This is a genomic window from Leeuwenhoekiella aestuarii, from assembly GCF_004104055.1.
Lineage (GTDB): Bacteria > Bacteroidota > Bacteroidia > Flavobacteriales > Flavobacteriaceae > Leeuwenhoekiella > Leeuwenhoekiella aestuarii.
This window is the reverse complement of record NZ_QOVJ01000010.1, coordinates 75,324-88,424: the sequence shown is the minus strand read 5'-3', so window position 1 is coordinate 88,424 and position 13,101 is coordinate 75,324. Positions and strand designations below refer to the sequence as shown.

Annotated in this window: 7 protein-coding genes; 1 reads left to right on the top strand and 6 read right to left on the bottom strand. The window is 39.7% G+C overall.

Annotated elements, in window-relative coordinates; translation table 11 throughout:
* The coding region (locus DSM03_RS17035) for an Ig-like domain-containing protein (protein ID WP_128763400.1) at positions 1-7,190 on the bottom strand (7,190 nt) is incomplete at its 3' end.
* A gap of 502 nt (positions 7,191-7,692) precedes the next feature.
* A complete protein-coding gene (locus DSM03_RS17030; RefSeq protein WP_128760176.1) occupies positions 7,693-8,955 on the bottom strand; it encodes an NAD(P)/FAD-dependent oxidoreductase in 1,263 nt (420 codons plus the stop codon).
* 313 nt (positions 8,956-9,268) lie between these two features.
* On the opposite strand from DSM03_RS17030, the gene fbp reads away from it, so the two are divergent.
* A complete protein-coding gene (gene fbp, locus DSM03_RS17025; RefSeq protein WP_128760175.1) occupies positions 9,269-10,276 on the top strand; it encodes a class 1 fructose-bisphosphatase in 1,008 nt (335 codons plus the stop codon).
* A gap of 77 nt (positions 10,277-10,353) precedes the next feature.
* On the opposite strand, the gene DSM03_RS17020 is transcribed toward fbp, so the two are convergent.
* From DSM03_RS17020 to modA, 4 genes are read right to left on the bottom strand one after another with little or no spacing between them, the layout of a single operon-like run.
* The gene (locus tag DSM03_RS17020; RefSeq protein ID WP_128760174.1) at positions 10,354-11,232 is read right to left on the bottom strand and encodes an ATP-binding cassette domain-containing protein; all 879 of its coding nucleotides are present in this window, start codon (positions 11,230-11,232) and stop codon (positions 10,354-10,356) included.
* Entirely contained in the window at positions 11,229-11,900 is a 672-nt protein-coding gene (modB, locus tag DSM03_RS17015) for a molybdate ABC transporter permease subunit (RefSeq protein ID WP_128760173.1), read from the bottom strand. The genes DSM03_RS17020 and modB overlap by 4 nt, the downstream gene beginning before the upstream one ends.
* Positions 11,897-12,301 (bottom strand): TOBE domain-containing protein, encoded by a 405-nt coding sequence (locus DSM03_RS17010; RefSeq protein WP_128760172.1) that lies wholly within the window; start codon positions 12,299-12,301, stop codon positions 11,897-11,899. Before DSM03_RS17010 ends, modB begins: the two co-directional genes overlap by 4 nt.
* Positions 12,294-13,073, bottom strand: a complete 780-nt coding sequence (gene modA / locus DSM03_RS17005; protein ID WP_128760171.1) for a molybdate ABC transporter substrate-binding protein — start codon at positions 13,071-13,073, stop codon at positions 12,294-12,296. The genes DSM03_RS17010 and modA overlap by 8 nt, the downstream gene beginning before the upstream one ends.
* Positions 13,074-13,101 lie beyond the last annotated feature (28 nt).

Here is a 13,101-nt window from a genome sequence, read left to right as displayed (position 1 = left end):
GTATAGGTTACTCCATTAACCACAACAGTCAAATTATCAGCGGAATCAGCTGTTCCGGTAATAGTCGGAGTAGTATCATTTGTGGTTAAAAGATCAACAGTTGGAATCGTAGGCACAGCAGTATCAATGGTCAATTCATCGGTAGTTGCGTCTGACGAACTGTTACCTGCAGCATCAGTAGCTGTAGCCATCACATCATACGTACCATCTGCTAAAGCATTTCCTGCCGGAATAACCAAAGTCCACGTATCATCACCGTTATCGGTTAAGTTTCCATCCCCTTCGGTATAGGTTACTCCATTAACCACAACAGTCAAATTATCAGCGGAATCAGCTGTTCCTGTTATGGTAGGTGTATTATCATTTGTGGTTAAAAGATCAACAGTTGGAATCGTAGGCTCAGCAGTATCAATGGTCAATTCATCGGTAGTTGCGTCTGACGAACTGTTACCTGCAGCATCAGTAACTGTAGCCATCACATCATAAGTTCCGTCAGCTAAAGCATTTCCTGCCGGAATAACCAACGTCCAGGTGTCATCCCCGTTATCGGTTAAGTTGCCGTCTCCTTCAGTATACGTAACTCCATCAACTACAACAGTTAAATTATCAACGGAATCAGCTGTTCCCGTAATAGTCGGTGTGTTGTCATTTGTGGTTAAGAAATCTACTGTTGGAATCGTAGGTGCCATTGTATCTATGGTCAATTCATCGGTAGTTGCGTCTGACGAACTGTTACCTGCAGCATCAGTAGCTGTAGCCATCACATCATAAGTTCCGTCAGCTAAAGCATTTCCTGCCGGAATAACCAACGTCCAGGTGTCGTCACCATTGTCGGTTAAGTTGCCGTCTCCTTCAGTATACGTAACTCCATCAACTACAACAGTTAAATTATCAACGGAATCAGCTGTTCCCGTAATAGTCGGTGTGTTGTCATTTGTGGTTAAGAAATCTACTGTTGGAATCGTTGGGGCTGTTAAATCTATTGTTAGCTCATCAAAAGTTGCATCTACTGAAACATTACTAGCTGCATCAGTAGTACTGGCCATTACATCATAAACACCTTCTGATAACGGACTAGGAATAGTTAAACTCCACGTATCGTCTCCATTGTCAGTCAAGTTTCCGTCTCCTTCAGTATATGTTGAGCCATCTACGGTAACTGTCAAGTCATCTACTGAATCTGCAGTTCCCGTAATGGTTGGGGTTGTATCATTAGTAGTTAAGAAATCTACAGTAGGAATCGTTGGGGCGGTTGGGTCAATAACCAATTCATCAACTGTCGCATCCATTGAGGTATTACCCGCCGCATGGGTTGCAGTGGCCATCACATCGTAAGTTCCGTCAGCTAATGCATTTCCTGCCGGAATTATTAATCTCCACGTATCGTTGCCATTATCTATAAGATTTCCATCACCCTCAGTATAGGTTACTCCATCAACAACAACAGTCAAATCATCAATAGAATCAGCTGTTCCGGTAATGGTTGGAGTACTATCATTCGTAGTTAAGAAGTCTACAGTTGGTACCGTAGGAGGCGTAGTATCGATGATAAGTTCATCAGTAGTTCCATCGGTAGCAGTGTTACCCGCTGTATCTGAAGCTACTGCCACTACATCATAAGTCGCATCGGCTAAAGCATTTGCTGCCGGTATGGTCAGACTCCAGGTGTCATCACCATTGTCTATTAAATTACCATCTCCCTCACTATACATTATACCGTTTACAGTTACTGTCAAGTCATCTACAGAATCTGCAGTTCCGGTAATTGTGGGTGTATTATCATTCGTAGTTAAGAAATCAACTGTGGGGGGTGTAGGATCGATAAGGTCTACTGAATAAGTCTGAGTCGTAGCAACTGTTGTCTCACATAAGAGTACATTTTGAGCGGTAACTTCTGCCTCTACGGTCAAATCATCATCTGCTACCAGTTGTGTACCTGGCACATCTACTGAAAAGACTAAACCTGTAGCTACGGTTGTTGGATACTCAAAAGTGTTAACCGTTACTATAACAGCATCGCCTACTTCTGCATCACCTCCTACACTACCGCTTAAGGTAATTGTAGTTGCGGCTTCTGCTGCATTGATGATGTTATCTGCAGTTACAGGGTCTAATGTTATTGTAGGTTGGGGTCCGCCATCCAGAGTTACCTCAACCACTTTTAGATCGCCCGGAGCATTCTCACAACCGGTTGCTGCGTCTACTAAACTTACATAAACCGTAAACGGACTATCAGCCTGAGTTAAACCTTCTACTTCTAACTCTCCATCAGCATTGATGGTATATGTGATACCGTCATCTACCAATCCATCTGTGATTGGCAAGGTTCCGTTTGCATCCAGATAATAATTGAAGCTTCCGTTTAAAATGGTAGTAGGTACAATGTTTAAAATTTCAGGAATACAAATAGGAAGATCTAAACCAAGTACGGTGATATCTCCAGATTCCGGTAACGGATTCGCCGTAACTTCAACAGCTATCCGGGCTGATTCTTTGGTGCAGCCTGCTACAAATGAAGAGACATAAAAGCTTGTATCTTCAGTTAAAACCGGTGTAGTAAAAGCATCTCCACTGGCTACTGTTGCCAATAAATTACCGCCTGTTGGCGCATCATACCAGCGTAGTTCTGCACCTGCAGTAGCAGTTGTTGCTACCAGATCTGCAGTACCTCCCTCACAAACTTCTACATCCTGAGAAGCAGCAGCAATTACCGGAATACCCGAAGTGATGGTCACTTCATGAAGGTCTAAGCTTTGTGCCGTACTCACCCCTAAAAGGGAAGATAAGCGTACTACCACGCGATCTGCCGGTGCTGATATATCAAAAGGAACGTCTGCCACAGCTCCGTCTTGTAATAGCCCTAATAAATCAAGACTCAGTAGTGAGGCTAAGTTTGAAGAGGAAACTAATGTGGTACCATTATACGCTTCAAATTCTATATTATTAGCAACACCCACAGCTAATAACGCAGGGCTTACTTTTAAACTTATTTTAAAATCTTCGTTAGCTTGTGTTGCGCTGGCAAAATAGATTTCTTGCTCTACTGAAGCTGCTACACTTACAACACCAAGATTTAATTGAGAAAAGGTTAAAGGATCACCATCTATGGCATTATTTGGATTTGTAACACCGGCGCCTAAAAGACCTAAACCATTTACATCAAAAGTTGTAAAAGAGGGTGCATTACAAATTGTTGAATCTATGGTAAGTTCATTTGTGGTTGCATCTGTACTGCTGTTTCCTAAGGTATCGGTAGCAGTAGCAACCACATCATAAGTACCTTCAGCTAGAGCTGTGGGTATATCTAAGGTCCAGGTATTATCACCATTATCAGTCAAGTTACCGTCACCTTCAGAATAGGTTACTCCATCAACCACAACGGTCAAATCATCAATAGAATCAGCTGTTCCGGTAATTCTTGGTGTGGTATCGCTGGTGGTTAAAAAGTCTACTGTTGGAACTGTTGGTGCAGCAGTATCAATGGTCAATTCATCTATTGTTGCATCCATCGAAGTATTGCCAGCCGCATCAGTCGTAGTGGCCATTACATCATACGTACCATCAGTTAGTGTATTTCCTGCCGGAATAATCAACGTCCAAGTATCATCTCCATTATCGGTTAAGTTACCGTCCGCTTCGGTATAAGTTACTCCATCAACCACAACAGTTAAATCATCTGCAGAATCTACAGTTCCCGTTATTGTAGGGGTAGGATTATTTGTTGTAAGCAGGTCTACCGTTGGAGCTGTGGGCGCAGCAGTATCAATGGTCAATTCGTCAACTGTAGCATCCATTGCTGTATTACCAGCAGCATCAGTCGCAGTAGCCATTACATCATACGTACCATCGGCTAAAGCATTTCCTGCCGGAATAATCAACGTCCACGTATCATCACCATTATCGGTCAAGTTTCCGTCTCCTTCGGTATAAGTCATTCCGTCAACAACAACAGCCAAATCATCTGCGGAATCTGCAGTACCCGTTATGGTAGGGGTAGGATTATTTATTGTAAGCAGGTCTACCGTTGGAGTTGTGGGAGCAGCAGTATCTATAGTCAATTCATCAACTGTCGCATCCATCGAAGTATTGCCAGCCGCATCGGTGGCAGTAGCCATTACATCATACATACCATCAGTTAGGGCATTCCCTACCGGAATAACCAACGTCCAGGTATCATCCCCATTATCAGTCAAGTTTCCGTCTCCTTCGGTATAGGTTACTCCATTAACCACAACAGTCAAATCATCTGCCGAATCTGCAGTACCGGTTATTGTAGGAGTGCTATCATTTGTTGTTAAGAAATCTACAGTGGGAATCGCCGGTGCAGTAAGGTCTATGGTAAGTTCGCCATTTGTTGGGTCTGTAGCAGATTGTATACCCTGAGTCGCTTTGGCAGTCACATCGTAAACACCTTCTCCTAAAGTTACCGGGATAACCAGCGTCCAGGTATCATCGCCGTTATCGGTTAAGTTACCGTCTCCTTCGGTATATGTTGTGCCGTCTACAGTAACTGTCAAATCATCTGCTGAATCTGCGGTACCGTTAATTGTAGGGATTGTATTGTTTGTCACCTGACTAATAACTGTAGGGCTTGTAGGCAGGGTTGTATTGATAACCAGTTCGTCAACAGTAACATCTGAGCTGCTGTTGCCAGCAGTATCTGTAGCGGTAGCCGCAACATCATAAGTTCCGTCTACAAGTTCATTTCCTGAAGGGACAACCAGCGTCCAGATATCATTACCATTATCGGTTAAATTTCCGTCACCTTCAGTATAAGTCACTCCGTTTAAAGTTACGATTAGGTCATCAGCAGAATCTGCAGTTCCCGTAACCATTGGCGTGGTATCACTAGTTTCCTGAGTATTTACTGTGGGCACAGTAGGAGGCGTTGTGTCTATCGTAAGTTCATCAGTAGTTCCATCGGTAGATGTATTACCTGCTGTATCTGAAGCTACTGCCACTACATCATAAGTCGAATCGTCTAAAGCATTTGCTGCCGGTATGGTCAGACTCCAGGTATCATCACCATTGTCTATTAAATTACCACCTCCCTCAGTGTACGTTACCCCGTCTACAGTTACTGTCAACTCATCTGCTGAATCTGCAGTCCCTGTAATGGTTGGCGTATTATTATTCGTGGTTAGGAAATCAACTGTGGGAATTGTAGGAGGCGTATCATCAATCGTATAGCTTAAAGAAGTTTGTACTGTAGTTTCACAGAGCAGTAAATTTTGAGAAGTTACCTGGGCTTCAAATGTTAAATCATTATCAGCAAGCAGCTGAGCTCCAGGAACATTTACCGAAAATGTTAAATCTGCGGCAACAGTGGTATCGTAGTCAAAAGTATTTACGGTTACCGTTACTGCATCTCCGCTTTGTGCATCTCCACCTACGGTCCCGTTAATAGGAATGGTAGAGCCAATTTCAGCAGAGTTAAGTACATTATCTGCCGTAATTGAATTTAATGTTATTGTAGGCTGAGGACCTCCATCAAGTGTAACTTCGGCCACTTTTAGATCGCCCGGTGCATTCTCACAACCGGTTACCGCATCCACTAAACTCACATATACTGTAAACGGACTATCAGCTTCGGTCAATCCCTCTACTTCTAATTCTCCATCAGCATTGATGGTATATGTGATTCCGTCATCTACCAACCCATCTGTGATCGGTAAGGTTCCGTTTGCATCCAGATAATAATTGAAGCTTCCGTTTAAAGTCGTAGTAGGTACGATATTTAGAATTTCGGGAATACAGATTGGCAGATCAAGACCTAACAGCGTTATATCACCTGATGTTGGAATCGGATTTACAGAAACAGGTACCGCTACCCTGCCCGATTCTTCGGTACATCCCGCGAGATAAGAAGCGACATAAAAAGTGGTATCTTCTGTTAAAACCGGTGTGGTAAAAGGAGTTCCACTGGCTACTGTTGCTAATAAATTTCCTCCCACCGCAGCATCATACCAGCGTAATTCTGCACCCGCAGTAGCAGTAGTTGCTACCAGATCTGCAGTACCTCCTTCACAAATTTCAAGGTTTTGGGAAGCAGCAGAAATTACCGGAATACCCGAAGTAATAGCTACGTCGTATAAATCTAATCGTTGAAAAAGATTTACCCCTAAAAGAGAATTATAGCGAACAATAATGCGGTCTGCAGGCCCTGAGACATCAAAAGGAACCTGCGCGACAGCACCACCTTGCAATAGTCCTAATAAGTCAAGATTTAATAGGGATGAAAGACTCGATGTAGAAACTAGTGTAGGCCCGTTATAAGCCTCAAATATTATATTATTGGCGACACTTAAGGCTAATAATGTAGGATCAACTTTTAAACTGATCTTAAAATCTTCTGTAGGTTGAGATGGTGTATCAAAATATATTATCTGTTCTATAGAAGCTGCAACATCAAGTACTCCTAGGCTTAATTGAGAAAAAGTCAATGGATCTGAATCAATTGCATTCTGAGGATCAATTACCCCCGCACCGCCTAACTCTAATAAATCAAGGCTTAAACCATCTCCATCATAAGAAGTATATGCAGGCTCATTACATACACCCGCTCCTGAGGAATAAAACACACCTCTTACATCCAGCGTTCTGGTATTTCCCAAACCTAATAAAGAACCTATACTATTTGTAATACGGATACTGCTGTACGATACAGAAGGAGTCATTGCGATAAACATTTCTCCTGCAGCATTAGTAATAACCCGTACTCTAGGAGTGTCAAAAGTATTAGGATCTGTTGAATTTGCACTTAGTACTGTAGTTGAGCCATTTTTTGCTTCAACTGTAAATTCTTGATTACCTATAAGTAATGTTCCTAAAACATCACTTAGCAATTCGCCTAAGCCACCACCAAGAAGAACTCGCAATAAATCATCTTCAGTATCGATTTTTATAAAACTTGTTGTATTTGCCGGTACTGGCGATACATATCCTACTTCTATGTATCCACTATATGCACCTATTCCCACTGCAATACCTGAGTTCGCTCTCACTATTGCAGCTGTTGCTAGATTTCCATCATGTGCTGCAGAAGCATTAGTAACATGTCCGGCTACCGGGTCGACATCAACCAGTTGAGTCGCGAAGGTTTGTGTTTGAGCAGCAATCTCACCACTACATAACAAGAGCAGTAAAATTGTAATTCTGAAATAAAAATTTCGGTAAGTAAAGTTCACCATAATACAAGTGTTTTGGTTTGAGAGGTTTCAAAAACATTAAAATCTGAACAAAAGAACCCTATGTCGAAAAGCGTAAGCGCTTATCAACCAGTTAATTGGCGTTCTTTTTTACTTAGGGGGTAAAAACCTTAAATCTTTAAATGGAAATTTAAAGTTGGGCTAAAGGTTGAACGTTTACTCTGGAGAACGAGTAATTCGAATTATTTAGAATAAAATTAGGGAATCAATCCACAAAAGGAAATTAACATCGATAAAAAGCAAAACGTTTATCGTTTTAGTTGGGTGAATTAATAATTTTGTACAAGTTTATTTTTTTGATAATCATCAAAATATTAGTGAGTTTAAAACAATTTCAGCAGCTATTTACAAGTATAAAATATTTTAAAATTTTGATAATCAGACATTTTTATGTTTTAAACGATAAAACTGGATTTGTATTACTTGATAGAATCTATTAAATCCATTTAGTAGTAAAAAATTGTAAGATTTAACTTATTAAAAATTACTTCCTATTAGGTCGAATTATCAAACGAAGATCTTGATTTTTACTGAGGTACTCGGTAGACCAGTTGTAAAAGGTTCGCACACGGTTTCGATAATCGATTAGCGCAAATAGATGAACAAACAACCAGATGAACCACGCAATGAATCCATTGAAGTGTAAATTGGGTTTTGGTAGATCTGCTACCGCCTTACTACTTCCTATAATAGCCATAGATCCTTTATCTGTATACTTAAATGTTTTTATTTGTTTTCCGGCTTCCAGTGCTTTTAAGTTTTTAGCTAATGCTCTTCCCTGTTGCATAGCTACCTGAGCTAATTGCGGATGCCCCGTAGGAAAATTAGGATCTGAAGTGCTTATAGAGGAATCTCCTAACGCATAAATAGTCTCAAAGCCATGTACCTGATTGATACCATTAACTTGTATGCGATTACCACGTTGATAAATCTCATCAGGTAAACCGTTAAAGCGATAAGCGGTAACACCCGTTGCCCATATCAGGTTCTTACTGTAGATATGCGAGCCGTCTTTCATCATTACTTTTTCTCCATCAAAATCTACCACACGCGTATTGAGTAGCACCTCAACCCCCATTCCTTCCAATTCTTTGAGAGTATACTTTTGACTCTTTTCACTCATTGGTGATAATAACTCCCCGCCTCCATTTATTAAATAAATTCTAGAACCACTACCTACTAATTCTGGGAATTCTTTACGTATTGTGTTGTTGCGCAACTCAGCAAATACACCAGAAATCTCAACACCGGTAGGCCCTCCTCCTGCAATCACCATGTTTAAATAAGGTAAGCGCTGTGATTTATCGTCTATGCGCGTGGCCTCTTCAAGACGCTGCAATAATAAATTACGCATATGAAGAGCATCTTCAAGAGTTTTCATTGGTATCGCATGCTTCTCTATCTGATCAAGACCAAAGAAGTTAGTTTGCGTACCCGTTGCTAGTACCAAATAATCATAAGTGAGTTCACCATTATCTAAAGTAATCGTCTTTGCTTGTGTATTAACCTCTAAAAAAGTACCCATTCTAAATCTGAAATTCTTTTGATCTCTAAACAGATTTCTAAACGGAAACGTGATACTTGATGGGTCTAAAAAACCGGTTGACACCTGATACAATAATGGAGGAAAAAAATTGTAATTGTTTTTATCTACTAAAGTGATTTCAAAGGCTGAAGACTTACAAAGTTTTTTAGCAAGGTTGATTCCTGCGAAGCCTCCTCCTATTATTACGACGTGTTTACTCATAGCATGATTAATTACCTTCGAAATTAGTGGTTTTTAAAAAGATAGCTTCCGTTTTATGCTTATTTTAAAACTTATATGAACTCTCTATTTATAAAAACCTTTCAACTTTAGTTCTGCTATAAAAAATCGTTCTAGATTAAGATAATTGTGTAACAAATTAACCTGAAATCCCAAAACTTTAAATTAAATTTACTGTATGAATTATTGCAAAATTCACAGAAAAATCAACTTGTAATCGATTGCAAAAAACATTTTTTACACTGTATCAGTTTAAATACTTGTTATTCTACACCAACTACGATCACCAGAAACTATGGAAAGACACATCACTTTAGGCGAGTTTATCATTCAAAACCAAAAAGATTTTCCCTACGCAAAAGGCGAACTCACCTCGCTTTTAAGTGCGATCAGACTTGCGGGAAAAATGGTAAATCAGGAAATCAATAAAGCCGGACTGGCAGAAATACGCGGAAAAGCAGGTAAAGAAAATGTGCAAGGCGAAGTACAAGCTAAGTTAGACATTCTTGCAAACGACATGTTCATTAGCACGTTACGTGATCGTGGAGATATTTGTGGCCTGGCCTCTGAAGAGCTTGAAGATTTTATCGTCTTTAACGAAGAGCGTCATAAAAATGCCAACTATGTAGTGCTCATAGACCCTCTTGACGGTTCTTCAAATATTGATGTAGATATCACTGTGGGTACAATTTTTAGTATCTATCGTCGCATTAGTCCTTTGGGAACTCCAGTGACTTTAGAAGATTTTATTCAACCCGGTATCAATCAAGTTGCTGCCGGCTACATCATCTATGGGACTTCTACGATGTTGGTCTATACTACAGGCAGTGGTACACACGGTTTTACTTTTGATCCGGGAATAGGATCTTTCTTTTTATCGCATCCAGACATGATGTTCCCAGAATCCGGAAGAACCTACTCAATTAATGAAGGTAATTATGTCCATTTTCCTGGTGGAATTAAAAAGTTTATAAAGTGGGTTCAGGAATTAGATGAGGAAGACAACAGGCCTTTCTCGGCGCGTTATTGCGGCTCTATGGTTGCAGACTTTCATCGAAATATGATTCAAGGTGGTGTATTTTTATATCCGGAAGGCACCAAGTCTCCTAATGGAAAACTACGTTTGCTTTATGAATGTAACCCTATGGCTTTTTTAGCAGAGCAGGCCGGGGGAAAATGTTCTGACGGTTATGGCCGTATTATGGAAAGAATACCTTCTGAATTGCACGAGCGTGCTCCTTTTTATTGCGGCTGTAAAACAGAAGTTGAAAAAATAGAATGGTTTTTAAACCAGGAAGATTAATTAGCGTTCAAATCAATTTTGAGAATCCGGTATGTTGAAAGGCATTCCGGATTTTTTCATTATTACAACTTGAACATTTATGCTTCTATTTTATAAAGCAAAGGGTTGAATGCTTTAGAAAGAACCAATACCTTGTCACCTATGGTTAGATTTGATGCTTCTTCGTGCTGAACGACAACCTTGACCACATCTGTGTGAATTCGCACCGTTACAACACTTATAATCTCTTCTTGTTGAATTTTTAAAACTTCGCCGATAAACTTAAATTTTCCACTCAGGCTTTGGTCTATAAAAATAGCTTCAGGTGTTCCTTGCTTGAGTATTTTTCCTTCTTCTAACTGATAAACATAATCTGTCAGGTTCACGATCTCCCCTACATCATGAGAAACCAAAATTGTAGTGAGTTTAAATTCTTGATGTACTTTTTTTAAATACCCTTGTAGCTTGTGACGTATTGCGCTGTCTAAAGCAGCTAGTGGTTCATCTAATAATAAAATCTTCGGTTTTTGTACTAATGCGCGTGCCAGTGCTACGCGTTGTTTTTGCCCACCACTCAAGGTTGAAGGCTTGCGGTTTTGCAATTGCTCCAATTCCATTATTTCCATAAGGTCTGAAGTTGAATCATTGTTTTGATTTTTCGCTTTCGCGAAATTTAAATTCTCTAAAACCGTCATATGCGGAAACAATGCATAATCTTGAAATACGTAGCCCACTTTACGTTTTTGCGGACTAAAATTGACTTTAGTCTTAGTATCAAACCACGTTTGCTCTTCAACACAGATCTGTCCAAAATCGGGTTGCATCAAACCACTAATCATTCTTAATACAGAAGTTTTTCCTACTCCTGACGGACCATATAGTGTAATGAATTGCCCACTTTCGATATTTAAATTTAACCGAAGTGTCATAGTTCCCATAGGTCCCTGCAATTCTTTACTAATATCTAGTTTTATCATTTCCAGAAGCCCTTAAAGTAATTACCATTAACCAGATAAACCGATAAGAGAATGCAAAAAGTTATGGCAAATAAAACAAGTGAATAAAAATTAGCCGCATCATAATTCAACGCTTCTACCTCATCATAAATCGCAATTGATGCAACTTTAGTCTTTCCGGGAATATTACCGCCTATCATTAGCACCACGCCAAACTCTCCTACCGTATGCGCAAAAGACAGTACAATACCAGTAAGCAAAGCAGGTTTGATTTGAGGTAATTGAACTTTTAAAAGTGTTTCCCATTTAGACTTTCCCATAACAAAAGAAGCTTCGGTTATAGATCTTGAAATGCCGCTTAAACCTGATTGTACGGGATGAACCATAAATGGTAAACTGTAAATTACAGATGCAATTATCAGACCGCTGAATGAAAAAACCAATTTGATTCCCAACCATTCGTCAAGCCAGTTACCAAATATATTATTAGGACTAAAAGCCATCAAAAAATAAAAACCTAAAACAGTGGGTGGTAAAACTAGCGGCATACTTACCAAAGTTTCAAAAATAGGTTTTAACCGAGACTTCGTATTGCTTAACCAGTACGCAACAGGAATACCTATTAAGATCAAAATTACTGTAGTGAACAGCGCAAGTTTAAAAGTCAAAAGTAGCGGTTCCCAATTCATAGCGCCTGCAGCATTACTTCGTTCAATTTAACCATCGCAACCACGGTATTACCAGCTTTTAAATCTAAGGTTTTAACAGCGTTTGTGCTTATAATTGCATTGAGCTCACCAGCACTTGTAGAAAGATTTAGCTTGCTGAGTAATTGACCAGACTCAATGTTTATAATTGATGCAGGAATTTGATTTTGTAAGCTTATTTTAATTTGAGAATCTGTGCTGATTATGACTTCCGTTTCTTTGAATACTAAAGCTACTTGCTGTCCTAATTTTAGGTAAGCAACCGTTTTTGGCGTGTCAATTACAATAGCTTTTAAAAGGAGTTGGGGTGTAATTTCAACGTGTGCTAATGTAAGGTTACCACTGACTTCTAATTCCGATATGTTTCCGTTGAGGCTATTCATCTACCGAATATCCAAATTCTAAAAGAATTTCTTGTGCTTCTTCGGTAAAAATATATTCGTAAAAAGCTTTGGCGGCTTCATTTACCTGCCCTTCCCTATTTATCAAAACGGCCGCTTGTTCAATGGGAGCATACAAATTTTCTTCGACTAAAATCCAATTTCCTTGTTTTTCAGTTTGCAGAGCCTTAACCACAGAAAGTGCTGTAAAGCCAATTTCGGCAGCACCGGAAACAATGAATTGATTGGTCTGAGAGACACTTTCACCATAAACGATTTTTTTTTCTAATACATCATATAAACCTTTTTTTTGAAGTGCATTGATCGCAGCCTCGCCATAGGGTGCGGTTTTGGGATTTGCTAAAGCGATATGCTTTATTTGAGAATTTAATAAGGTTTTAAAGGATGGCTGAAGTGTTTTATCTAAAGACCAAATAACCAATTTTCCATACGCGTAAATCTTTGGTTGATCGTCACTGAAACCAGCATCATAAACTGCTTTTGGGTATCTGGTATCGGCGGCTACAAACACATCATATGGAGCACCTTCTTGTATTTGAGCCGTTAATTTACCCGATGAAGCGACGATAAACTCACACGTAATTCCGGTTTGATGAGAAAATTTATCTGCTAACTTTTGAATTGCAAACTGCATATTAGCAGCCGTAGCGATTGTGATGGAATTCTGTTTTGATCCTTTTGAGCAAGCGGAAAACAGAAAAATAAGAGATCCCGCAAAAAAGATATTCTTAAAATGAGTTTTGAAGTTTTTCATAAAATTCCAGAAGCGTCAGAAACACTTT

Bases quoted from the DNA above. Each gene is read 5' to 3' on its own strand.
- DSM03_RS17020 (WP_128760174.1), bottom strand. From the start codon at position 11,232: ATGATAAAACTAGATATTAGTAAAGAATTGCAGGGACCTATGGGAACT.
- DSM03_RS17030 (WP_128760176.1), bottom strand. From the start codon at position 8,955: ATGAGTAAACACGTCGTAATAATAGGAGGAGGCTTCGCAGGAATCAAC.
- modA (WP_128760171.1), bottom strand. From the start codon at position 13,073: ATGAAAAACTTCAAAACTCATTTTAAGAATATCTTTTTTGCGGGATCT.
- modB (WP_128760173.1), bottom strand. From the start codon at position 11,900: ATGAATTGGGAACCGCTACTTTTGACTTTTAAACTTGCGCTGTTCACT.
- DSM03_RS17010 (WP_128760172.1), bottom strand. From the start codon at position 12,301: ATGAATAGCCTCAACGGAAACATATCGGAATTAGAAGTCAGTGGTAAC.
- fbp (WP_128760175.1), top strand. From the start codon at position 9,269: ATGGAAAGACACATCACTTTAGGCGAGTTTATCATTCAAAACCAAAAA.